Annotated in this window: 19 protein-coding genes; 8 read left to right on the top strand and 11 right to left on the bottom strand. The window is 68.9% G+C overall.

Annotation, left to right across the window (positions count from 1 at the left end):
* Positions 1–66: 66 nt before the first annotated feature.
* Positions 67–2,343 (bottom strand): murein biosynthesis integral membrane protein MurJ, encoded by a 2,277-nt coding sequence (gene murJ, locus ABT057_RS18090; RefSeq protein WP_352344044.1) that lies wholly within the window; start codon positions 2,341–2,343, stop codon positions 67–69.
* A 44-nt stretch (positions 2,344–2,387) separates the two neighbouring features.
* A complete protein-coding gene (locus ABT057_RS18085) occupies positions 2,388–4,775 on the bottom strand; it encodes a DUF6049 family protein (protein ID WP_352344043.1) in 2,388 nt (795 codons plus the stop codon).
* Between the two features lie 259 nt (positions 4,776–5,034).
* Between ABT057_RS18085 and ABT057_RS18080 the strand changes: the two genes are divergently transcribed.
* Positions 5,035–6,501: a CCA tRNA nucleotidyltransferase gene (locus ABT057_RS18080; protein WP_352344042.1), complete on the top strand. Its 1,467-nt coding sequence runs from the start codon at positions 5,035–5,037 to the stop codon at positions 6,499–6,501.
* Positions 6,502–6,626: 125 nt separating this feature from the next.
* Here ABT057_RS18080 and ABT057_RS18075 read toward each other — a convergent pair whose 3' ends face one another.
* The 4 genes from ABT057_RS18075 to ABT057_RS18060 form a co-directional block, all read right to left on the bottom strand.
* Entirely contained in the window at positions 6,627–7,124 is a 498-nt protein-coding gene (locus ABT057_RS18075) for an LppU/SCO3897 family protein (RefSeq protein ID WP_352344041.1), read from the bottom strand.
* Positions 7,125–7,258: 134 nt separating this feature from the next.
* A complete protein-coding gene (locus ABT057_RS18070; protein WP_352344040.1) occupies positions 7,259–8,521 on the bottom strand; it encodes an MFS transporter in 1,263 nt (420 codons plus the stop codon).
* A gap of 95 nt (positions 8,522–8,616) precedes the next feature.
* On the bottom strand, positions 8,617–9,699 hold the full coding sequence (locus tag ABT057_RS18065) for an inositol-3-phosphate synthase (RefSeq protein ID WP_352344039.1): 1,083 nt from the start codon (positions 9,697–9,699) through the stop codon (positions 8,617–8,619).
* A gap of 45 nt (positions 9,700–9,744) precedes the next feature.
* The gene (locus tag ABT057_RS18060) at positions 9,745–10,425 is read right to left on the bottom strand and encodes a PadR family transcriptional regulator (protein ID WP_352344038.1); all 681 of its coding nucleotides are present in this window, start codon (positions 10,423–10,425) and stop codon (positions 9,745–9,747) included.
* A gap of 362 nt (positions 10,426–10,787) precedes the next feature.
* Between ABT057_RS18060 and ABT057_RS18055 the strand changes: the two genes are divergently transcribed.
* Complete coding sequence (locus tag ABT057_RS18055; protein WP_352344037.1) at positions 10,788–13,469, top strand: transglycosylase domain-containing protein; 2,682 nt, start codon at positions 10,788–10,790, stop codon at positions 13,467–13,469.
* Between the two features lie 162 nt (positions 13,470–13,631).
* Positions 13,632–15,155, top strand: a complete 1,524-nt coding sequence (locus ABT057_RS18050; protein ID WP_352344036.1) for a glycosyltransferase family 87 protein — start codon at positions 13,632–13,634, stop codon at positions 15,153–15,155.
* A gap of 85 nt (positions 15,156–15,240) precedes the next feature.
* Here ABT057_RS18050 and ABT057_RS18045 read toward each other — a convergent pair whose 3' ends face one another.
* The 3 genes from ABT057_RS18045 to ABT057_RS18035 form a co-directional block, all read right to left on the bottom strand.
* Complete coding sequence (locus tag ABT057_RS18045) at positions 15,241–16,272, bottom strand: alanine racemase (protein WP_352344035.1); 1,032 nt, start codon at positions 16,270–16,272, stop codon at positions 15,241–15,243.
* A gap of 84 nt (positions 16,273–16,356) precedes the next feature.
* Positions 16,357–17,478 carry a peptidoglycan bridge formation glycyltransferase FemX gene (gene femX, locus ABT057_RS18040; protein ID WP_352344034.1) on the bottom strand — a complete coding sequence of 374 codons (1,122 nt, stop codon included), beginning with the start codon at positions 17,476–17,478 and terminating at the stop codon, positions 16,357–16,359.
* Between the two features lie 224 nt (positions 17,479–17,702).
* The gene (locus tag ABT057_RS18035) at positions 17,703–18,017 is read right to left on the bottom strand and encodes a hypothetical protein (protein WP_352344033.1); all 315 of its coding nucleotides are present in this window, start codon (positions 18,015–18,017) and stop codon (positions 17,703–17,705) included.
* 286 nt (positions 18,018–18,303) lie between these two features.
* Between ABT057_RS18035 and rpsF the strand changes: the two genes are divergently transcribed.
* The 4 genes from rpsF to rplI all read left to right on the top strand — a co-directional run bounded on the left by rpsF (position 18,304) and on the right by rplI (position 20,012).
* Positions 18,304–18,594, top strand: a complete 291-nt coding sequence (rpsF, locus tag ABT057_RS18030; protein ID WP_007383258.1) for a 30S ribosomal protein S6 — start codon at positions 18,304–18,306, stop codon at positions 18,592–18,594.
* Positions 18,595–18,673: 79 nt separating this feature from the next.
* Positions 18,674–19,270: a single-stranded DNA-binding protein gene (locus ABT057_RS18025; protein WP_352344032.1), complete on the top strand. Its 597-nt coding sequence runs from the start codon at positions 18,674–18,676 to the stop codon at positions 19,268–19,270.
* 40 nt (positions 19,271–19,310) lie between these two features.
* A complete protein-coding gene (gene rpsR, locus ABT057_RS18020) occupies positions 19,311–19,547 on the top strand; it encodes a 30S ribosomal protein S18 (protein ID WP_020130672.1) in 237 nt (78 codons plus the stop codon).
* Positions 19,548–19,565: 18 nt separating this feature from the next.
* Positions 19,566–20,012 carry a 50S ribosomal protein L9 gene (rplI, locus tag ABT057_RS18015; RefSeq protein ID WP_067018185.1) on the top strand — a complete coding sequence of 149 codons (447 nt, stop codon included), beginning with the start codon at positions 19,566–19,568 and terminating at the stop codon, positions 20,010–20,012.
* 221 nt (positions 20,013–20,233) lie between these two features.
* Here the strand turns inward: rplI and ABT057_RS18010 are convergent, their stop codons facing one another.
* Positions 20,234–21,571 carry an MATE family efflux transporter gene (locus ABT057_RS18010; RefSeq protein ID WP_352344031.1) on the bottom strand — a complete coding sequence of 446 codons (1,338 nt, stop codon included), beginning with the start codon at positions 21,569–21,571 and terminating at the stop codon, positions 20,234–20,236.
* Between the two features lie 459 nt (positions 21,572–22,030).
* Between ABT057_RS18010 and dnaB the strand changes: the two genes are divergently transcribed.
* On the top strand, positions 22,031–23,506 hold the full coding sequence (gene dnaB / locus ABT057_RS18005; RefSeq protein WP_352344030.1) for a replicative DNA helicase: 1,476 nt from the start codon (positions 22,031–22,033) through the stop codon (positions 23,504–23,506).
* Positions 23,507–23,521: 15 nt separating this feature from the next.
* On the opposite strand, the gene ABT057_RS18000 is transcribed toward dnaB, so the two are convergent.
* Complete coding sequence (locus ABT057_RS18000; protein ID WP_352344029.1) at positions 23,522–24,088, bottom strand: dihydrofolate reductase family protein; 567 nt, start codon at positions 24,086–24,088, stop codon at positions 23,522–23,524.
* Positions 24,089–24,140 lie beyond the last annotated feature (52 nt).

The raw sequence follows: 24,140 nt of genomic DNA, 5'->3' as shown, positions 1-24,140 counted from the left end.
CCCCGGCTCCCGCTCAATCTCGTTCATGAGGCACTGTCCTTTCCCGCGATCCGGTCTGCCGGGGCACTAGCGACCCAGCCGTCCGCGGACCATGCCGACGAGGGAGTTGAGCTCCTCGATGCGCATGCGGCGGGCGGCGACGAAGAAGATGCCGAGCAGCAGCACTCCGCCGGCCAGCAGGGCCGCGAAGGAGCCGACGACACCCTGGCCCAGGCTGTGCGCGATGCCGTAGCAGGCCGCGCCGCTCACGAGGGCGGCCGGTACGGAGGCGATGCACAGCCGGGCGTAGGTGCGCATGACGTGCGAACCGTCGAGGTCGCCGCCGAGCCGCTTGCGCAGCCGGTTCCAGGCGACGCCTACACCGATCGCGTAGGCCAGGCCATAGGCGGCCGCCATGCCCGCGACGGCCCAGCGGGCCGGCAGGACGAAGTAGCAGACCGCCGAGGCGCTCGCGTTCACCGCGGCCACGATGACCGTGTTGTAGAAGGGGGTGCGGGTGTCTTCGTAGGCGTAGAAGGCGCGCAGGACGACGTACTGCACGGAGTAGGGGATCAGGCCGAGGCCGAAGGCCATCAGCATGAAGCCCATGTTGGTGGCCTCGCTGGTGCCGGAGGAGCCGAAGATCAGGGTGCACATCGGGATGCCGAGCGCGAGGAAGCCGAAGGCGATCGGCACGATCGCCACGGCCGTGGTGCGCAGGCCCTGGGAGATGTCGTCGCGGACCGCGCCGGCGTCGCCCTCGGCCGCCGAGCGGGAGATGCGCGGCAGCAGGGCGGCCATCAGGGAGACGGTGATGATGGCCTGCGGCAGGCCCCAGATCAGCTGGGCGTTGGCGTAGGCGGCGAAGCCGGTGCCGTCGACGGGCGAGTCCTTGCCGGCCGACGTGGACAGCTGGGTGACGACGAGGGCGCCGGCCTGGTTGGCCAGGACGAACAGGACGGTCCACTTGGCGAGGGTCGCCGCCTTGCCGAGGCCGTGGCCCTTCCAGTCGAAGCGCAGTCGCAGCCGGAAGCCGGTCTCGCGCAGGTACGGGATCATCGCGAGGGCCTGCACGACGAGGCCGAGCAGGACTCCGATGCCGAGGAGCCGCTCGCCCTCCGGGGGGATGGTGGTGACCTTCATGCCGGAGTCGGCGGCGGTGCCGTAGACCCAGATGAACATGCCCAGCGTCACGATGATGACGATGTTGTTCAGGACCGGAGTCCACATCATCGCGCCGAACTTTCCGCGCGCGTTGAGGATCTGCCCCATCACCACATGGACGCCCATGAAGAAGATCGAGGGCAGGAAGTAGCGGACGAAGGTGATGCCCACCTGGTTGGCCGCCGGGTCGCTGGCGACCGAGTCGGACAGGAGGCGGATCAGGACGGGCGCCGCGGCGATCGCGGCGACCGTGAGCACGCCGAGCGCCACCATGACCAGGGTCAGCAGACGGTTGGCGTAGGCCTCGCCGCCGTCCTCGTCCTCCTTCATCGCGCGCACGAGCTGCGGCACGAAGACGGAGTTGAGGCCGCCGCCGACGGTCAGGATGTAGATCATCGTCGGCAGCTGGTAGGCGACCTGGAAGGTGTCGCCGAGGAGGCCGACGCCGAGGGCCGAGACGATCAGCGCGGAGCGGACGAACCCGGTGAGGCGGGAGACCATCGTGCCCGCGGCCATCACGGCACTGGACTTCAGCAGCCCGGCGGCGCGGCCGCCCTTCTTCGCGGCGGGGGCGGCGGCCGGGTCGGGAACCTCGGCCGGCGTGGCGGTGAGGTTCATGGTCTGGTCGGTCGCCGACGGCGTGGCCGTCGGGGCCTGGTACTGCGCCGCTGCCTGCCCGCCCGGGGCCTGGGCGGGGCCCGGCACCGCAGGGGACTCCGTCGGCGGCCGGTGGCCGCTCTGCTGCTGGTCCCGGAAGAGATGGGCGAACGCGTCGGGCTGGTGCTGCTCCTCGGCGGAGTGCGACACCAGGTCGTCCACGCCCACGAACTGGGTGGTGCGCGGGTCGTCGCCGTACGGCAGGTACTGGGTCGGCCCGGCGGGCTCGGGCGCGGGCGGCTGGGCCCACACGCGCGGATCGGGCGCGTACGGGGACTGCGCGGGAGGGCCGTACAGAGGCTGTTGTGGCTGGTAGGTGCCCGGAGGCGGCGGGGGGTGCGCGGCACGGTCGTAGAGCGCCTCGGCGACCGGGTCCTGCGCGGTGAGGTCCTGGGACCGGTAGGGGTCCTGGTCGTAGGCGTCCTGGAGGTACATGTCCGCGGAGTGCTGCGGCGACGGCCGGCCGTGCGCGGGCGGCGGGCCCTCGGGGTGACCCGAGTTGCCCGCGGCCTCGCCGCGGTCACCCTCGTACGGCGCGTTCATGGTTACCCCACCTCATCGTCCCGGGCCGACCGGCCACGACATCCTCAACGGTCCACTCTCTCACCCGTCCCCGAAGGGTCCGTGCTTTCCGCTGCGGTGTCCGGGGTCCCGTCACTCGGCTGCTGCGGGTCGTCTGCCCCGGACAGGCTGCCCGATTCCTGCTCGCAGCGGTCCTCGTGGGCCTCGGCGCCGCCCGGCTGCTGCGGGCCGCCGTCGGGCTCGCCCGCCTCCTCGGCGCCGCCCTCCTCGGCCTCGCGGGCCGCTGCCCTCTTGCGCTGGGTGTACATGCGGAAACCGGCCAGGACGAGCAGGAGGACACCGCCGCCGATGACCAGCATCACGGTGGGTGTGATCTCGGTGACCTTCACATCGAACTGCACTGCGTCGCCGTACTTCTGGCCGTCCAGGGTGTACAGCTGGGCGGTCACCGTCGTCTGGCCGTTCACATTGGCGGACGTGGTGAACTTCACCGTCGTGCTGTGCCCGCCGGAGACCTCGATGGGCTGCTCGTCGAAGACATGGCCGCCGATCTCCAGGCGGGTGTCGTTGGCCGAGGTGAGCCGCAGGATCAGGTGGTCGACACCCTGCACCAGGTTGTTCTGCACGGTCACCGGGATCGTGGCGCTGCGCCCGGAGAGCTTGGTCTCCGACTTGTCGATCAGTTTGACCTGGTCGGTGAGGGTGTCGAGGTAGGCCTGCACTCCCTGGCGGAAGGTGCTCGCCGCGGTGGACAGGCCCCGCCAGGACGTGGACATCTCCCGGTTGACGGCCCGCCCGAAGGGGGTCACCACGCGGGACTGGTCGGAGAGGATCACCTTGAAGTTGTCGAGTGTGTCCTGCGTGATCGCGATCTGTTCGAAGGCCGACCGCGGCAGTTCCTGTCGGCGCAGCGAGGAGGGGTACGCCGACCGCGGCGGCACCCTGGTGGTGGCGTCGCTGTCGGGCTTGGCGGCGGCGGCCGCCGAAAGCTCCTGGGACTGGGACCAGCTGCCGCCCTGGAGCGCGGTGACCGCCGCCGCCATCGCCTGGGCCTGGCTCGCGGTCGGCATCCGCTGGGGGGCGACCACGATGCTGCGCTGCTTGTGCGTCTGCAGGTTCATTTCGAGGCTCTGGGCGAGGAACTCCTGCACCGCGAGCGTCGACGCGGTCGCCTTCGTCAGATCGCCCTGGAACGCCGTCGACAGGCGGGCGTCCGCGACCACCGCCGTGGTGCCGCCGCCGATGGGCCGGGCAGCGGACGGGGTGTAGGACAGCCCCCCGGTCTCGGTCAGGCTGTCGCTGCGCGCGATCACCTTGTCGGCGCCCGCGGACGTGGCGACCTTCACGATCGACGGGTCGACGGCGCCCTCCACCGGCCAGGCGAAATCGGTGCTCGGAGTCACGTGCAGCACCGTCTCCACCGTGGTGGCGGCCACGTCGGTGGCGGCCTTGAGCTGACTCAGCGAGCCGGCGACACCGGTCCCGTTGTGCGCCAGGGAGGCCAGGTCGGGGTCGGCGAAGGGCAGAGCCACGACCTCCCGGTCCGTCACGGCGTCCTGCAGGTCGGCGAGCCACTTCTTGGCGATCGCCTGGTGGGTGCCGGCCGTGGTGGTGTTGCCGTCGGTGCGGATCCGGTAGCTGCCGGTCATCGCGTCCACGGCGGCCAGCAGGTCCGGGTCGATCACCCAGGTGACGTCGAGTTCCCTGCCCAGGCTCAGGAGCTGGTCGAGGCGGCCCCCGGGGGCGATCTCCTCGGCCAGGTCGTCGTCGAGGAAGACCGGCGTCTGTTGTGCGTTCGAGCCCGTCTCCGCCGTCATGTGGACGGTGGAGACCAACGGCCACAGCACGGTCGTCTTCGTCGCCGTGTCCGCCCCGTCGGGCTGCCAGGGCAGGAAGGTCCGCTGGATGCCCAGCACCTGATCCCACGGCTGCGCCGACGTCTCCCCGGAGAGGAGGACCCCGAGCGGATAGACACCGTCGTCGCCGAGATCGAGCTTGTCGACCGGTACGGAGATGCTGAAGTGCTCGGCCACGCCCGGCGTCAGTTTGGAGAACTCGGCGACGTACTTGCCCCCCACCTCCGAGCCGTAGCCGCCGCTGACGACGTCCGCGTTCTTGGCTGCGTCGTCGATCGACGAGCGGGTGGTCAACGCGGGCCCCACCGACAGGCCCACGTGGGCGTCCGTGACGGCCTGCTTGCCGTTGTTGGTCACCGTCCCGGAGACGGTCACTGTGTCGCCGTCGGAGGGGACGGCCGGGCTGAGGGTGTCGACGGCGACGGCCACCGTGTTCCCGCCGGAGGCCTCCTTGGGGGCGGCGGGGGTGTCCGCGTGCGCGGGCAGCTGGAGCAGACCGGCCAGCAGGGGCGCCCCGGCGAGCAGTGCTCCGGTGCGCCGCAGCCACCGGCGGGCAGGTGAGGGACTCATCCCCGGGAAGTCTGCCGCCTCGGCCACGCGTTCGCCCGTCCCTAGTCGTCGTCAGTGGTCGTCGGATTGTGCGTCCACGCATGGTAACGATGTGCGCTGAGGGGAAGTGCCGCGGACTGCTCCACAAGATCAGATGGAGACGGTCGGCCTGTCCTCTATGTTCCCGTATAGGGGAACCGGCTGTGAAATGAAGTCAAATGCTGATCTTCAGCGGCTATCGGGCGAGGTGTCCGGCGGACATAACCGGGGCGCCCCGGGGCGGCCGGGCCACGTACCCTCTTCTGTTGTGCCGAACGCCAACGAAGACATCTCCCCTGCCCTCAGCGAGGCGCAGCACCGCGCCGTGAGCGAGCTGCTGCGGGTCGCGCCGGTCGCCGACGACCTCGCCCGCCGTTTCCAGGAAGCCGGGTTCTCCCTCGCCCTGGTCGGCGGCTCGGTCCGGGACGCGCTCCTCGGCCGGCTCGGCAACGATCTGGACTTCACGACGGATGCCCGCCCCGAGGACGTCCTGAAGATCGTGCGGCCGTGGGCGGACGCGGTGTGGGATGTCGGGATCGCCTTCGGTACGGTCGGTGCCCAGAAGGGCGCCCGTGTCGGAGACGTCGACCGAAGCTTTCAGATCGAGGTCACGACGTACCGCTCCGAGGCGTACGACCGCACCTCGCGCAAGCCCGAGGTGTCCTACGGTGACTCCATCGAGCAGGACCTCGTCCGGCGTGACTTCACCGTCAACGCGATGGCCGTGGCCCTGCCGGAGAAGGACTTCATCGACCCGCATGGCGGCCTGGAGGACCTCGCCGCCCGAGTGCTGCGCACCCCGGGCACGCCCGAGGAGTCCTTCTCGGACGACCCGCTGCGGATGATGCGGGCCGCCCGTTTCGCCGCCCAGCTCGACTTCGAGGTCGCACCCGAGGTCGTCACGGCGATGAAGGGCATGTGCGACCGTCTCGACATCGTCTCCGCGGAACGTGTACGGGACGAGCTGAACAAGCTGATCGTCTCCGCCCACCCGCGCAAGGGCCTGAGCCTGCTGGTCGACACCGGTCTCGCCGATCATGTGCTGCCGGAGCTGCCCGCCCTGCGGCTGGAGAGCGACGAGCACCATCGGCACAAGGACGTCTACGAGCACACGCTGATCGTCCTGGAGCAGGCGATCGCACTCGAGGAGAACGGCCCGGACCTCGTTCTGCGGCTTGCCGCGCTGCTCCATGACATCGGCAAGCCGCGCACCCGCCGGTTCGAGAAGGACGGCCGGGTCTCGTTCCATCACCACGAGGTGGTCGGGGCGAAGATGACGAAGAAGCGTATGACGGCGCTGAAGTACTCCAACGAGCTGGTGAAGGATGTCTCCCGTCTCGTCGAGCTCCATCTGCGTTTCCACGGCTACGGCACCGGCGAGTGGACCGACTCGGCCGTCCGGCGTTACGTCCGGGACGCCGGACCGCTTCTGGAGCGTCTCCACAAGCTGACCCGCTCGGACTGCACGACCCGCAACAAGCGCAAGGCGGTGGCGCTGTCCCGGGCGTACGACGGCCTGGAGGAGCGCATCGCCCGGCTCAAGGAGCAGGAGGAGCTCGACTCCATCCGCCCCGACCTCGACGGCAACCAGATCATGGACATCCTGGGTGTGGGTCCCGGCCCCGTCGTGGGCAAGGCGTACAACCTTCTGCTGGAACTCCGCCTGGAGAACGGGCCGATGGAGTACGACGCGGCGGTGGCGGCCCTCAAGGAGTGGTGGGCCGAGCAAGGCTGAGTCCGTGAAACGGGGTCATGTTTCACGTGAAACATGACCCCGGGAGATGGCGAAGGGCCGATGTTTCACGTGAAACATCGGCCCTTCGGCGTGGCAGCCGGGCTACTGGCTGACTTCCTTCAGTGCTACTTGACTTCCGTCAGGCAGAGCACCACGTCGTGCCCACCGCCGTACTGGACGTAGGAGATCGTTGCCTCCGTGACGGCCTCACACTTGCTGTCGTCGCTGGAGCCGTCGAACTTCTGGACGACCTTGTACTGGGCGTCACCGGAAGAGCAGTCGACCTCGTTGAGGTCCGCGTTGGAGTCGGTGCCGTCGTTGTGCATGCAGGAGCCCACCGAGGTGGTCTCCGCGTCGTCACGTGTCAGGAACCAGCCAGCGCCGAACTTGAGGAGGCCGACGATGACGGCAATGACGATGGCGCCGATGATGCGTATCGCCTTCTTGCCCATGCGCTTGCCGGCCGGCGCCGGCGGCGGAACCGGGGTGGGGGCGCCCTGGTTCGGGAACGGCGCGTAGGGCTGCTGCGGCGGCACACCCGGCTGGCCGGGCTGCTGCGCCACGGGGCCGGTGGGCGTCTGGGCGTACGGGTTCTGGCCCTGTGGAGGCGGCGGAGTAGTCACTTCTGGGTCCCCCCTGGAACGTGGGTGCGCATGGCGCGTCGGAGCGCATGGCGCGAAATAAGACCCACGTAAAGTACAACCCGCCACTGACAGCCCAGTGCCCCTATGGATACTCCGTGTCTTTGATGTGACACTTACGGACGCTCAAAGCGGGCCATAGCCGCAGCAATTGCTCCATAGATAACGGCAACTGTTATGACCAGCGCCGCCGATCGGCCGTCCGGCGGCAGCATCAGGGCGGCGACTCCGGCGGCTCCGACGAAGGCGACGTTGAACAGGACGTCGTAGAGGGAGAAGATCCGGCCGCGGAAGCCGTCCGCCACGGAGGACTGGACGACCGTGTCGGTGGCGATCTTCGCGCCCTGGGTGACGAGCCCCAGGACGAACGCCGCGACGAACGTGGTGGCCCGGGTGAACGGGAGCATCAGGGCGAGTTCCAGGACGGCTGCGGTCGCGGAGCACACGACGATCCAGCGGCCCGGGCCCAGCCGTCCCGCCGCCGGCGGAGTCAGCACGGCCGCGACGAAGAAACCGACCCCGGAGATACCCACCGCCAGGCCGAGCAGGGCCAGTCCCTGGTCGGGGTCCGAGGACCAGGCGTACCGGCAGAGCATCAGCACCACGACGGTCAGGGCGCCGTAGCAGAACCGCATCAGCGTGATCGAGCCCAGCGCCCAGGCGGCCTCCCTGCGCTTCGGCTCGGTCAGGTGGCGGACGCCGGAGGCGAGGCCGCGGGCCGTGCCCCGCAGAGCGGCCGTCAGCCGGGCGGGGATCCGTTCCCGGTCCGGTCCGAGCAGATCCACGGCCATGGTCAGCGACATGAACGCGGAGCACAGGTACAGCCCGCTGCCCAGCAGCACCACCGCCGCGTCGGTGTCCGCGACCACCAGCCGCACGACGAAGGCGAGGCCGCCGCCCGCGACGGCGGCCAGCGTCCCGGCGGTCGGGGAGAGGGAGTTCGCCAGGACCAGCCGCTCGGCGTCGACCACGCGGGGCAGGGCCGCCGACAGACCGGCGAGGACGAAGCGGTTGACCGCGGTGACGCACAGGGCGGAGGCGTAGAAGAGCCAGTCGGGGACGTGGCCGAGCATCAGGACGGCCGTCGCGGACGCCAGCAGGGCGCGCAGCAGGTTGCCGTAGAGCAAGACCTGGCGGCGGCGCCAGCGGTCCAGCAGGACGCCGGCGAAGGGGCCGACGAGGGAGTACGGCAGCAGCAGGACCGCCATCGCGGAGGCGATCGCGCCGGGCGAGGTCTGCTTCTCCGGGGAGAAGACCACGTAGGCGGCGAGTGCGACCTGGTAGACGCCGTCGGCGCACTGGGAGAGCAGCCGTACGGCGAGCAGGCGCCGGAAGGTGCCGATGCGCAGCAGGACGCGCAGATCACGGACGACGGCCATGGGGCACAGCCTCACACACGGGGAAGGTCCCCGGGTCATGCGACCCGGGGACCCTTCTCAGCCCTGGCAGGAGCGAATTTCAGTGGGGGGTCGGGCTAGCGCTCGACCTCGCCACGGATGAACTTCTCGACGTTCTCGCGGGCCTCGTCGTCGAAGTACTGGACCGGCGGGGACTTCATGAAGTAGCTGGAGGCCGACAGGATCGGGCCGCCGATGCCGCGGTCCTTGGCGATCTTCGCGGCGCGCAGGGCGTCGATGATGACACCCGCGGAGTTCGGGGAGTCCCAGACCTCGAGCTTGTACTCCAGGTTCAGCGGGACGTCACCGAAGGCACGGCCCTCGAGACGGACGTACGCCCACTTGCGGTCGTCGAGCCAGGCGACGTAGTCGGACGGGCCGATGTGGACGTTCTTCTCACCGAGGTCCCGGTCGGGGATCTGGGAGGTGACGGCCTGCGTCTTGGAGATCTTCTTGGACTCGAGGCGGTCACGCTCGAGCATGTTCTTGAAGTCCATGTTGCCGCCGACGTTCAGCTGCATCGTGCGGTCCAGGATGACGCCGCGGTCCTCGAACAGCTTCGCCATGACGCGGTGCGTGATGGTGGCGCCGACCTGGGACTTGATGTCGTCGCCGACGATCGGGACGCCCGCCTCGGTGAACTTGTCGGCCCACGCCTTGGTGCCGGCGATGAAGACCGGGAGGGCGTTGACGAAGGCGACCTTGGCGTCGATGGCGCACTGGGCGTAGAACTTCGCCGCGTCCTCGGAGCCGACGGGCAGGTAGCAGACGAGAACGTCGACCTGCTTGTCCCTGAGGACCTGGACGACGTCGACCGGCTCCTCGGCGGACTCCTCGATGGTCTCGCGGTAGTACTTGCCGAGACCGTCCAGGGTGTGGCCGCGCTGCACGGTGACACCGGTGGCGGGCACGTCGCAGATCTTGATGGTGTTGTTCTCGGAGGCGCCGATGGCGTCCGAGAGGTCAAGGCCGACCTTCTTGGCGTCCACGTCGAACGCGGCGACGAACTCGACGTCACGGACGTGGTAGTCACCGAACTGGACATGCATCAGGCCCGGGACCCTGGACGCCGGGTCGGCGTCCTTGTAGTACTCCACGCCCTGTACCAGCGACGCGGCGCAGTTGCCCACGCCGACGACGGCTACGCGAACCGAACCCATTCCGGCTGCTCCCTGTTGTGTACGTGTGAGGCCCTGGATGGGCGCTCACTTGGTGGTGTCGCCGGGCGTATCCGTCCCGGGGGTGTCCCCGGGACGGGGCAGGACGCCCGGCGCTCCAGTGGTGTTCTGCCGAGCGGACTCCTCGGAAGCGGAACCCTTCAGGTCCCGTCCGGCCCGCTCGCTCTCGATGAGCTCGTTCAGCCAGCGCACTTCGCGCTCCACGGACTCCATCCCGTGGCGCTGGAGCTCAAGCGTGTAGTCGTCGAGGCGTTCCCGGGTACGCGCCAGGGAGGCGCGCATCTTCTCCAGGCGCTCCTCCAGCCGGCTGCGGCGGCCTTCGAGGACTCGCATACGGACGTCGCGCGAGGTCTGCCCGAAGAAGGCGAAACGAGCCGCGAAGTGCTCGTCCTCGTACGCGTCGGGGCCCGTCTGCGAGAGCAGGTCCTCGAAGTGTTCCTTACCATCCGCCGTCAACCGGTAGACGATCTTGGCGCGACGCCCCGCGAGTGATGCCGCGAGCGCGTCCTCCGGGGCGTTCCCCGGCTCCTCGATCAACCAGCCGTTGGCGACCAGCGTCTTGAGGCAGGGGTACAGCGTCCCGTAGCTGAAGGCACGGAACACGCCCAGCGAGGTGTTGAGCCGTTTGCGCAGCTCATAGCCGTGCATCGGGGACTCGCGGAGCAGGCCGAGGACGGCGAACTCGAGGATGCCGGAACGCCGGCTCATCGTCGCCTCCTCTCGCTCGCCACTCGCTTATCTCGCTCCGATGTATCGACTCGATACATCAAGACGATAGAACGGCCTTCCGGATGCGACAAGAGGGGCAGCGGTGAACGGGATCACATCACCGTTTCTTCGCAGACGACTTGCCCGGTTTGGGGTCAACCTTGGGGCTGGGCAGGTTTTGGCGGTGCGTAGTCTGTGCGCCATGCAAACCACCGGAACCCATGGGACGCCGGGGGGCGTCGAGGCCTCCGGTGCCGTACGGGTGAATGCGCAACCGACCGCATCCGTACTTCGGGGGGACAGGAAACCAGCCGCCCATTCCAGGCGCGCACGGATGCGCCTGCCCTAGGAGTAATCGTTCGATGAGCGAGCACCGTCGCAAACCGCCGCAGCCGCAGGGAGGCGGACGTGCCGCGGCTCGACGCGGCCAGTCCGGGCCTCCCGCCGGCCGCCGCGCGGCACCGCGAGGCGCCACCGGATCTCCTTCCGACTATGGGTTGGGCCTCGGGTCGGGAAGCGAGGAGCAGTCGTACGGCGGCCGCGCCGAGTCCCGACGCGCCGCCCAGCGAGGCTCGAGCGGGCGGCGCAGAGCGGCCGAACCCGCAGCGGGGCGCCGCGGCGTCCCGGCAGGGCCGGGCCGGGGCAGAGGACGCGAGACGCCCGACAGGAAACGCCTGATCGACTATCCGCGCGCCGACCGCTACGGCTGGCAACGCTGGATGCCCTCCTGGAAACTTGTCACCGGCCTGTTCATCGCCTTCTTCGGCAGCCTGGTGGCCGCCGCGGGCATCGGCTACGCCATGGTGGGCATCCCCGACGTGGCCAAGACGGCGTCGGCCCAGAACAACGTCTACTTCTGGAGCGACGACAGCCCGATGGTCGCCTCCGGCGGCGAGACGAACCGGCAGAACGTCAGCCTCGCGCAGATCCCGGAGGCGATGCGCTACGCGGTGATCTCGCAGGAGAACAAGACCTTCTACGACGACAACGGCATCGACCCCAAGGGCATCGCCCGCGCCGTCTTCAACATGGCCCGCGGCGGACAGACGCAGGGTGGTTCGACCATCACCCAGCAGTACGTCAAGAACGCGATGCTCGACGACCAGTCCCAGACGGTCTCCCGCAAGCTCAAGGAGATCTTCGTGTCCATCAAGGTGGGCGCAGAGGTCGACAAGAACCAGATCCTCGAGGGCTACCTCAACACCGCGTACTACGGCCGCGGCGCCTACGGCATCCAGGCCGCCGCCCGCGCGTACTTCGACAAGGACGCCCTCAAGCTGAACCCGGGCGAGTGCGCGTTCCTGGCCGCCACGCTGAAGGGCGCCACGTACTACGACCCGGCGGGCGCGACCTCCATCGACCCGGTGGGCGCCACGCCCGAGAAGAACAGCGAGCGGGCCCTGCGCCAGATGCAGGACACCCTGGACAAGATGGTCGAGTACGGCCACCTCGACGCTTCGGAGCGGGCCAAGTACACGAAGCTCCCCGCGTGGAAGAACCCCCGGACGAACAACGACCTGAAGGGGCAGATCGGCTACCTCGTCGACCTCGCCAACAGCTACCTGGTCACCCACAGCAAGGAAACCGGGATCACCCAGAACCGGCTTCAGCAGGGCGGCCTGTCGATCCACACGACCTTCGACAAGAAGAAGGTCCTCGAGCTCGAGGCCTCGGTGTCGAAGGTCCAGAAGGCCAACATCAAGCCGAAGCAACGGCCGGACACCGACACGCACGTCCAGTTCGGCGGCGCGTCCGTGGAGCCGGACACCGGCGCCATCCGGGCCATCTACGGCGGTGAGGACGCCACCAAGCACTTCACCGACAACGCCGACCAGACCGGCGCCCAGGTCGGCTCGACCTTCAAGCCGTTCGTGCTGGCCGCCGCGATGACCTGGGGCGTGCGCGACCCCGACCTGGGCTCGTCGCAGGCACAGGACGAGCGCACGATCGTCTCCCCGAAGAGCCTGTTCAGCGGCAAGAACAAGCTCAAGATCAAGGACTACAACGACACGGTCTGGAAGAACGAGAAGGGCGAGGAGTGGCTCCAGACCAATGACGGCAACGAGTCCTACGGCTCCCCGCCCAACTACAAGATCGACCTGCGGGAGGCCATGCGTGAGTCGGTGAACTCCGCCTTCGTGCAGCTCGGCATGGACGTCGGCCTCGACAAGGTGAAGGACGCCGCGATCAGCGCCGGCCTGCGCAAGGAGAGCCTCGCCGGCACCACCTTCCCCTCGTTCTCGATCGGTATCTCCGACCCGAGCGCGATCCGCATGGCGGGTGCGTACGCCACCTTCGCCGCGAGCGGCAAGCAGCGTGACCCGTACTCCGTGGAGAAGGTCACGAGCGAGGAGGGCCAGATCTACACGCACGAGGCGGTGACGAACCAGGCCTTCACCTCCAAGGTCGCCGACAACGTCACGGACGTCCTGAAGACCGTGGTCGACAAGGGCACCGGTACCAACGCCCAGCTGACCGGACGCGATGTGGCCGGCAAGACCGGTACCACCGACGGCAACAAGTCGGCCTGGTTCGTGGGCTACACGCCGCAGCTGTCCACCGCGATCACCATGTTCCGTCTGGACGACAACGAGAAGAACAAGAACCGCACGTTCCTGGAGATGTACGGAACGGGCGGGCAGAAGAAGATCCACGGCGCCTCGTTCCCGGCTCAGATCTGGCACGACTACATGGAGGACGCCCTGAAGGGCACTCCGGTCAAGGACTTCCCGGATCCTGAGTCCATCGGCGAGGTCGTCAACGCGGAGCCGTCCCAGACGCCGACCCCGACGTTCACCCAGACCGAGGAGGCGTCGCCGTCGCCGACCCCGACACCCACGGCGACGCAGCCCGAGACCTCCCCCTCGCCGACCGACACCTGCAACACCTTCATCGGGTGCCAGAACGGCACGGGCGGCACGGACGCGGGCACGACGGACGGCGGCACGGGCGGGCAGAGCTCACCGTCACCCACCGACACCTCGACGGAGGACACCTCCAACGGCAACCAGAACGGAGGCCTCTTCAGAGGATCGACGGGATGACGAGCCCGACATGACGCCGCGATGAGACGCATCGGGGGCCCGCCGACCCGGCGGGCCCCCGATGCGTCTGTCCACAGGGCCGCCGCCTCGACCGCGGGCCCGCCCCGGCACCTCTGGGCCGTCCGTGGGGACGCGCACAGCGACGTACGGCAGGATGTGGCCATGCCCAGTGCAGAATCGACGCCAGTGCGCGTGCACGAGCCGGACCCGGTACCGCCGACCAGGAACGACGAGGTGGCCGCGGCCGGCAGTGAGCTGATCGGCGGTCCCCTCGGCCGACGGGCCCTGCTCGGGACGTCCTGGTGGACCCCGGTACGGGTCGTCGCGCTCGTCGCGATCGGGATGTTCGCCCTCGGAATGATCCAGAAGCTGCCGTGCTACGACAGCGGCTGGTTCTTCGGCGCCAGCACCCAGTACACGCACGCCTGCTACTCGGACATCCCGCACCTCTACCAGGGGCGCGGCTTCGCCGACGGTCTCGTGCCGTACTTCGACAAGCTCCCCGGCGACATGGACTACCTCGAGTACCCGGTGCTGACCGGTGTGTTCATGGAGGTGGCCGCCTGGCTGACCCCGGGCAGCGGCAGCATCCAGCACCAGGAACAGTGGTACTGGATGGCCAACGCCGGGATGCTGATGCTCTGCGCGGCCGTCATCGCCGTCTGCGTGAGCCGTACGCACGCCCGGCGCCCCTGGGACGGCCTGCTGGTCGCCCTGGCCCCCGCCTTCGCGCTGACCGCCACCATCAACTGGGACCTGCTGGCGGTCGCCCTGACGGCCGCCGCGATGATGATGTGGTCGCGCAGGCGTCCGCTCGCCTTCGGCGTCCTCCTGGGGCTCGCCACGGCCGCCAAGCTCTACCCCGTCTTCCTGCTCGGACCGCTGCTCGTCCTGTGCTGGCGCGCGGGGAAGTGGCGGGACTTCGGCAAGGCCCTCGGGAGCGCCGCCGTCGCCTGGCTGGTGGTGAACCTGCCGGTGATGCTCTTCGCCTTCGAGGGGTGGTCGAAGTTCTACCGGTTCAGCCAGGAGCGCGGCGTCGACTTCGGCTCCTTCTGGCTGATCCTGGCCCAGAACTCCAGCGACCCCCTCACCACGGACAGCGTGAACACCTTCGCCACCCTCATGGTGGTGGTGTGCGCCCTGGGCATCGGCTGGCTGACACTGAGCGCGCCGCGCCGCCCGCGCTTCGCCCAGCTGGCCTTCCTCATCGTGGCGGCCTTCATCCTGACCAACAAGGTCTACTCGCCGCAGTACGTCCTGTGGCTGGTGCCGCTCGCCGTGCTGGCCCGGCCCAAGTGGCGGGACTTCCTGATCTGGCAGGCCTGCGAGGTCGCGTACTACCTGGGCATCTGGATGTACCTCGCGTACACGACCAGCGGAGACGCCCACAAGGGACTGCCGACCGACGGCTACCACTGGGCCATCGGCCTGCACCTGCTCGGCACCCTCTACCTGTGCGCCGTGGTCGTGCGGGACATCCTGATGCCGGAGCGGGACGTGGTGCGCCGGGCCGGCGACGACGATCCCTCAGGGGGTGTGCTCGACGGGGCGGAGGACGTGTTCGTCCTGGGTGCCGCGGCGCATCCGCCGCGGCACGCCACGCAGTACGACGGACCCCAGGTGGAGTGGGGCACGCAGAACGAGGTGGAGTGGGGCAGGCGGGACGCCGCCGACGGTTCGCCGTGAGCGGACGGGGCGCCGCCGGGACGTGAAAGAGGCCGTACGCGGGGTTCCGCGTACGGCCTCTGCGCCGTCCTGGGGAGGTACGGGCTCAGCGGTCCACGATCCGGTCGAACTGCGTGGTCGTGTGCCGCAGATGGGCCACCAGCTCGTCGCCCACGGTCGGCTCCGGAGCGTCCGCCGGCACGAACAGGATGGACACCTGCATGTGCGGCGGCTCGGCGAACCAGCGCTGCTTGCCGCCCCAGACGAACGGCGAGAGGTTCCGGTTCACCGTGGCGAGACCGGCCCGGGCGACGCCCTTGGCGCGCGGCATGACGCCGTGCAGGGCCTTGGGGGCCTCCAGCCCCACCCCGTGCGACGTACCGCCCGCCACGACGACCAGGAAGCCGTCCGAGGCCGCCTTCTGCTGGCGGTAGCCGAAGCGGTCGCCCTTGGCGACGCGCGTGACGTCCAGGACCGCCCCGCGGTACTCGGTGGCGTCGTGGTCCCCCAGCCACAGCCGGGTGCCGATCCGGGCGCGGAAGCGGGTCTGCGGGAACTGCTGCTGCAGCCGGACGAGTTCGTCGGCCTTGAGATGGCTGACGAACATGGTGTGCAGCGGCAGCCGGGCCGCACGCAGCCGGTCCATCCAGCCGATGACCTCCTCGACGGCGTCGGAGCCGTCGGTGCGGTCCAGCGGCAGGTGTATGGCGAAGCCCTCCAGCCGGACGTTCTCGATCGCGGCGTGCAGCTGCGGCAGGTCCTGCTCGCTGATCCCGTGCCGCTTCATCGACGACATCACCTCGATGACCACGCGGGCGCCCACGAGGCCGTACACGCCGTCGATCGACGACACCGAGCGCACGACCCGGTCCGGCAGCGGAACCGGTTCCTCACCGCGCCGGTACGGCGTCAGCACCAGCAGGTCGCCGCCGAAGAAATCCTTGATGCGCGCGGCCTCGTACGTCGTGCCGACGGCGAGGATGTCCGAGCCGAGCCGCGTGGCCTCCTCCGCCAGCCGCTCGTGCCCGAAGCCGTAGCCGTTGCCCTTGCAGACCGGGACGAGCCCCGGGAACTGCTCCTGCACGTGCTTGTGGTGCGCCCGCCAGCGCGCGGTGTCGACGTAGAGCGTGAGCGCCATGGCCGGACCCGGGACCTTTCTCGTGGCTGGGGTAGAGGGAGGTGCGTCAGAGGTGCCAGAGGTATGGAATCACTGAACGTGACGTCAGCGGCGCGACATGTAGATGTCGAGTGCCTTGTGGAGCAGCTTGTTCAACGGGAAGTCCCACTCGCCGAGGTACTCGGCGGCCTGGCCGCCCGTGCCGACCTTGAACTGGATCAGGCCGAAGAGGTGGTCGGTCTCGTCCAGCGAGTCCGAGATGCCGCGCAGGTCGTACACGGTGGCGCCGAGCGCGTAGGCGTCGCGCAGCATCCGCCACTGCATGGCGTTCGACGGGCGGAACTCGCGGCCGATGTTGTCGGAGGCGCCGTAGGAGTACCAGACGTGCCCGCCCACGATCAGCATGGTCGCCGCCGACAGGTTCACCCCGTTGTGGCGGGCGAAGTACAGCCGCATCCGGTTGGGGTCCTCGGTGTTGAGGGCCGACCACATGCGCTGGAAGTACGACAGCGGGCGCGGCCGGAAGTGGTCGCGCACGGCCGTGATCTCGTACAGCCGCTGCCACTCCTCGAGGTCCTGGTAGCCGCCCTGGACGACCTCGACACCGGCCTTCTCGGCCTTCTTGATGTTGCGGCGCCAGAGCTGGTTGAAGTTCTTGTGGACCTCTTCGAGAGAACGGTTCGCCAGCGGCACCTGGTAGACGTAGCGCGGCTGGACGTCGCCGAAGCCGGCGCCGCCGTCCTCGCCCTGCTGCCAGCCCATCCGGCGCAGCTTGTCGGCCACCTCGAAGGCGCGCGGCTCGATGAAATCGGCCTCGATGTCGCGCAGCCGCTTCACGTCCGGGTTCTGGATGCCCGCCTTGATGGACGTGGCCTCCCAGCGCCGGATGATCACCGGCGGGCCCATCTTGACCGAGAACGCGCCCTGCTGCTTGAGGTGGGCGAGCATCGGCTCCAGCCACTCGGTCAGATTCGGCGCGTACCAGTTGATGACCGGGCCCTCGGGCAGGTAGGCCAGGTAGCGCTTGATCTTGGGCAGCTGGCGGTAGAGGACCAGACCCACGCCGACGAGTTCATTGGTACGACCGTCGAACCAGCCGAGGCTCTCCGAACGCCACTCCGCCTTGACGTCTGCCCAGGCAGGAACCTGCATGTGGCTTGCCGACGGCAGGCTCTGGATGTACGCCAGATGCTGCTCGCGGCTGATCGTCCTCAGGGTCAGGCTCATTCGGGGCGCTCCTCGGGCTGGTGTGTCCCCATGGGTACAGGGGCTCCTGGCTCTCGCGCCGAAGCCTACTGCGCCTCGCGCGTGGCCTGACTGGGCGTACGGCACCTTCGCCCCGGCCAGTTGGCGGCCGGGGCGTTACGGCAGGGTTCGTAGTTGTTCTACGAACCTTTCGATGATGACGGTGTCGGTGGTGCGGTGATGACGGTGGCGTCGGTGCCGTCAGGTCACCACAGCCCGCCGAAGAGGCCGCCGTGCGCCATGCCGAGGAAGAAGCCGACGCCGGATGCACCGAGGCCCAGGATCAGACCGAAGCGCTCACGGGTGGTCTCGGAGATCCACTGTCCGTACGCGCCGGTCAGGATCCCCACCAGGCCGGTCCAGGAGCTGATCAGATGCAGGTTGTCGAACTGAGCCGTGACGAAGGACACCACTCCGAGCACCAGGGTCACGGCCGTCAGCGTGTCCTGGACTGGGTGGGACTTGCCGTCGGTGGCGAAGAGGGAACCGACTCCGGTGTTGGGTCGCAATGCCTGTGCCATAGGGCACCTCCTGCGGAAGGCGGCGCACGGTAGCGCCATACACACCCGATGTGTACAGATTGGCGGTCCCCACGGCCTGATTTCAACCGGAAGCACGTGTGCAGGTAGTCTGTACCCTCTGCACCGGTGTCTGCCCAGCCACGGCCGGGAACTCCGCCCAGGTCAGCGCGGGGGCGTCGCAAGCCGCCCCCGATTGTCAGTGGCTGCCGATACCGTTGCGCACGCATCACAACCCTCCTGCCACGGAACGACCGTGGCCGCTGAGTCCAAAGGAGGTGGGTTCCACATGCGTCACTACGAGGTGATGGTCATCCTCGACCCCGATCTGGAGGAGCGCGCTGTCGCCCCCCTGATCGAGAACTTCCTCTCCGTCGTCCGTGAGGGCAACGGCAAGGTCGAGAAGGTCGACACCTGGGGCCGTCGTCGTCTCTCGTACGAGATCAAGAAGAAGCCCGAGGGCATCTACTCGGTCATCGACCTGCAGGCCGAGCCTGCGGTCGTCAAGGAGCTCGACCGCCAGCTGAACCTGAACGAGTCGGTCCTCCGGACCAAGGTCCTCCGCCCCGAGACCCACTGAGCTCTCCCGCTCAGTCGATCTCGGGATTCTGAGTAGCAGCACAAGCAGCCAGCACAGCAAACCCGCCGAGAGGTTCCCCATGGCAGGCGAGACCGTCATCACGGTCGTCGGCAATCTTGTCGACGACCCCGAGCTGCGCTTCACCCCCTCGGGTGCGGCGGTCGCGAAGTTCCGCGTCGCGTCCACCCCCCGCACCTTCGACCGTCAGACGAACGAGTGGAAGGACGGCGAGAGCCTGTTCCTGACCTGCTCGGTCTGGCGCCAGGCGGCGGAGAACGTCGCGGAGTCGCTCCAGCGGGGCATGCGCGTCATCGTGCAGGGCCGGCTGAAGCAGCGGTCCTACGAGGACCGTGAGGGTGTCAAGCGCACGGTCTACGAGCTGGACGTCGAGGAAGTCGGCGCCAGCCTGCGCAGTGCCACGGCCAAGGTCACCAAGACCAGCGGTGGTGGCGGTGGACGCGGTGCCCAGGGTGGTTACAACGGCGGTGGCGGCCAGGCAGGCGGCGGCTGGGGCGGTGGCTCCGGCGGCGGTCAGCAGGGCGGCGGCGCGCCTGCCGACGACCCGTGGGCGACCGGCGCTCCCGCCGGTGGCAACCAGAGCGGTGGCGGCGGCGGTGGCTGGGGCGGAAACTCCGGCGGCGCCGGAGGCGGCTACTCGGACGAGCCCCCCTTCTAGGGCTCGTATCCCCACTTCTTGATCACACAGGAGAAACACCATGGCGAAGCCGCCTGTGCGCAAGCCTAAGAAGAAGGTCTGCGCTTTCTGCAAGGACAAGGTCACGTACGTGGACTACAAGGACACGAACATGCTGCGGAAGTTCATTTCCGACCGCGGCAAGATCCGTGCCCGCCGCGTGACCGGCAACTGCACGCAGCACCAGCGTGACGTCGCCACGGCCGTGAAGAACAGCCGTGAGATGGCGCTGCTGCCCTACACCGCCCAGGCGCGATAAGGGAAGGGTGACCGAAACATGAAGATCATCCTCACCCACGAGGTCTCTGGCCTCGGTGCCGCCGGCGACGTCGTCGACGTCAAGGACGGCTACGCTCGCAACTACCTGATCCCGCGGAACTTCGCGATCCGCTGGACCAAGGGCGGCGAGAAGGACGTCGAGCAGATCCGTCGCGCTCGCAAGATCCACGAGATCCAGACCATCGAGCAGGCCAACGCCGTGAAGGCCCGGCTCGAGGGCGTCAAGGTCCGCCTGGCCGTTCGCTCCGGCGACGCCGGTCGTCTCTTCGGTTCCGTCACCCCGGCCGACATCGCCTCGGCGATCAAGGCTTCCGGTGGCCCCGAGGTCGACAAGCGCCGTATCGAGCTCGGCGCGCCCATCAAGACCCTGGGCGCTCACGAGACGTCCGTGCGTCTGCACCCCGAGGTTGCCGCCAAGGTCAACATCGAGGTCGTCGCGGCCTGATTGCCGCATCCGGCGTGAACAGCTTCGGCTGAACAGCTGAGAAGGGGCCGCACCCGCTGGGGTGCGGCCCCTTCTGTGTGCTCGGGGCCGGAGGTGCCTCGGATGTTTCACGTGAAACGCCGGTTTCACGTGAAACAGTCAGCGGGCCGGTCGATCAGCCTCCCGGCCAGTCGGCGGGTCCGAGGGGGCGCGGGTCATGGGTCGGCCGGCCGTGGGGTCAGTCAGCGGGTCGCGCCGGTGACGATCCACCGGCCTGAGTGGGCTCGCAGCCAGAGCGTCAGCATACGAACGGTCATCATCAGCGTCATCGCTCCCCAGAGAGCGGTGAGACCGCCGCCGAGGACGGGAACGAGCAGTGCCACAGGAGCGAAGACCGCGAGGGTGAGCACCATCGCCCAGGCGAGATACGGTCCGTCTCCCGCGCCCATCAGTACTCCGTCCAGCACGAAGACGATGCCGCAGACGGGCTGGGAGAGCGCCACCACGAGCAGTGCGGGCAGCGCGGCGGCCCGCACCGCGGAGTCGCTGGTGAACAGCGGCAGGAACACGGGCCGGGCCGCGATGACCAGCAGGGCGAGCCCCAGTCCGACGGCGATGCCCCACTGGACCATGCGGCGGCACGCCTCGCGGGCGCCCTGGGCGTCGCCCGCGCCGAGGTACCGGCCGATGATGGCCTGCCCGGCGATGGCGATGGCGTCGAGTGCGAAGGCGAGGAGGCTCCACAGGGACAGGGCGATCTGGTGCGCCGCGATGTCGGCGTCCCCGAGACGGGCCGCGATGGCGGTGGCGATCATCAGGATCGCCCGCAGGGAGAGCGTACGGACCAGCAGTGGTACGCCCGCCTGGGCCGACGCCCGTATGCCGGCGGCATCGGGGCGCAGTGAGGCACCGTGGCGGCGGGCCCCTCGGATCACCACGGCGAGATAGACCGCGGCCATCGCGCACTGGGCGATGACCGTGCCCCAGGCGGAGCCCGCGATCCCCAGGCCCGCACCGTAGACGAGGGTGACGTTCAGAACGGCGTTGGCGACGAAACCCGCGACCGCGACGTACAGGGGGGTCTTCGTGTCCTGGAGTCCGCGCAGTACGCCGGTCGCGGCGAGGACGACGAGCATGGCCGGGATGCCGAGCACCGAGATGCGCAGATAGGTCGTCGCGTAGGGCATGGCGGTGTCCGAGGCGCCGAAGAGCTCCACGAGTGCCGGGGCGGCGGGGAGTACGACGGCGACGACGGCCGCGCCCAGAAGCAGCGCCAGCCAGATGCCGTCCATGCCCTGGCGGATCGCCGCCGGGAGATCGCCGGCTCCCACGCGGCGGGCCACGGCGGCCGTGGTGGCATAGGCGAGGAAGACGAAGATGCTGACGGCTGTTGTCAGAAGCGCGGAGGCGACGCCGAGTCCGGCGAGCTGGGCGGTGCCCAGGTGGCCGACGATCGCGCTGTCGGCCAGCACGAAGAGAGGCTCGGCGACGAGGGCGCCGAAGGCCGGGACGGCCAGCGCGACGATCTCTCGATCGTGCTGTCGCCGGGTGGCCCTGGGGGTCACGGGAGCCTGTGTCATGGCCATCAACCTAATCGTCCACAGGTAAGAGATGCAACTCGCTTGTGGTCCTTACTTGCCATCTGGTCGCACGCTGTTTCGTGCACCGTTCGAAGCGATCTTGGGCTGACTGGGGAAGTTTTTCTTCTGCACAGCCGGTGGATCGTGAAGGTGCAGGTCAGAGGGTGGTGGTGAGAAAAGACGAGGGCTTGTTCACAGGGCTGTCCACCGGGTCGTGCACAGGTTTTGCGGAGTTCTCCACAGCATCGGGGCCGTCGTCCACATGGCCTGTGGATAACCAGATTGGCTGACGGTGCCGACGGGCCTAACGTGGTCCGGCGCCCCTCCATCCGCCGGTCGGTGAAAACCTCTCAAAACCGGCGCGCTCGAACCGGAGTCGGGTCTCTCAATTGTCAGTGTCGTGCCGTACAACAGAGGGCACGGCGAGGTCCGCGCGGCGGACGGGAGGAGGTGGCTCGGTTGAGCATTTCCGAGCCCTTGGACGACCCGTGGGCCGACAGCGGACCCGGTGATCGTCTGCCCCCCGCCCGTCGCCGCGGTGACGGCGGCCGCAGTCGCGACGAGCAGCACGAGCGAGGCCGGGAAGGCGGCGACTGGGAGGGCGGCACCGCCTTCGAGCGGGTACCGCCGCAGGACCTGGACGCCGAACAGTCCGTCCTGGGCGGCATGCTCCTCTCCAAGGACGCCATCGCCGACGTCGTCGAGATCCTCAAGGGCCACGACTTCTACAAGCCCGCGCACGAGACGATCTACCAGGCGATCCTCGACGTCTACGCCAAGGGCGAACCGGCCGACCCCATCACCATCGCCGCCGAGCTCACCAAACGCGGTGAGATCAACAAGGTGGGCGGCGCCTCGTACCTGCACACCCTCGTCCAGACCGTGCCGACGGCCGCCAACGCCGAGTACTACGCGGAGATCGTGCACGAACGAGCGGTCCTGCGCCGCCTCGTCGAGGCCGGCACCCGCATCACCCAGATGGGATACGCGGCCGACGACGACGTCGACGAGATCGTCAACCGCGCCCAGGCCGAGATCTACGCCGTCACCGAGCAGCGCACCAGCGAGGACTACCTCCCGCTCGGCGACATCATGGAAGGCGCCCTCGACGAGATCGAGGCGATCGGCTCCCGCAGCGGCGAGATGACCGGCGTACCCACCGGCTTCACCGACCTCGACTCGCTCACCAACGGCCTGCACCCGGGCCAGATGATCGTCATCGCCGCGCGTCCCGCCATGGGCAAGTCCACCCTCGCGCTCGACTTCGCCCGGGCCGCATCGATCAAGCACAATCTGCCGAGCGTCATCTTCTCCCTCGAAATGGGCCGCAACGAGATCGCGATGCGTCTCCTGTCCGCCGAGGCCCGCGTGGCCCTGCACCACATGCGCTCCGGCACCATGACCGACGAGGACTGGACACGGCTGGCCCGCCGGATGCCCGAGGTGTCGTCCGCGCCGCTGTTCATCGACGACTCCCCGAACCTGTCGATGATGGAGATCCGGGCGAAGTGCCGCCGGCTCAAGCAGCGCAATGACATCAAGCTCGTGATCATCGACTATCTGCAGCTGATGCAGTCCGGCGGTTCCAAGCGCTCCGAGAGCCGTCAGCAGGAGGTCTCGGACATGTCCCGTAACCTCAAGCTCCTCGCCAAGGAGCTCGAGGTCCCGGTGATCGCGCTCTCCCAGCTCAACCGAGGCCCCGAGCAGCGCACGGACAAGAAACCGATGGTGTCCGACCTGCGTGAGTCCGGCTCCATCGAGCAGGACGCAGACATGGTGATCCTGCTGCACCGCGAGGACGCCTACGAGAAGGAGTCACCGCGCGCGGGCGAGGCCGACATCATCGTCGGCAAGCACCGAAACGGCCCGACGGCCACGATCACCGTCGCCTTCCAGGGCCACTACTCCCGCTTCGTGGACATGGCACAGACCTGATCCGGCCCCGGGCGCTCAGCGCCTCGTCTCGTACCTGGTCAGGATCACGCCGCCGGGAAACGTCCGCGTCTCCACCAGGTTCAGGTTCACCCAGTTGTCCAGCGCGGTGAAGAACGGCGTGCCGCCGCCCACCAGGACCGGCGCGGTGGCCAGCACGTACTCGTCGATCAGCCCGGCCCGCATGGCCGCCCCGGCGAGCGTCGCGCCGCCGATGTCCATCGGGCCGCCGTCCTCGGCCTTGAGCCGGGTGATCTCGGCGACCGCGTCGCCGGTGACCAGACGGGTGTTCCAGTCGACCTTGTCGATCGTCGAGGAGAACACCACCTTCGACATGTCCCGCCAGCGGCGCGCGAACTCGATCTCCGCCGGGGTGGCGCCCGGCTGCTCGTCGACGGTCGGCCAGTAGGGGCTCATCGTCTGCCACAGCTTGCGTCCGTACAGCGACAGGTCGGTCGCCTGCAACTGGTCGGACCAGAACTGGAACAGCTCGTCGCTCGGCGGTCCGCTCCAGCCGATGTCGTCGCCGGGCGCGGCGATATAGCCGTCCAGGGTCAGGTTCATGCCGTAGATCAGTTTCCGCATGGCGCCAGCCTTCCGTGAGTCGGTCTCGCGCGTACAGACCGGCGCGGCGCGG

This window comes from Streptomyces sp. NPDC002588 (genome assembly GCF_040295925.1).
Classification (GTDB): Bacteria; Actinomycetota; Actinomycetes; order Streptomycetales; family Streptomycetaceae; genus Streptomyces.
Note: the sequence above shows the minus strand (reverse complement) of the source record. Positions and strands in the feature narration are given on the sequence as shown.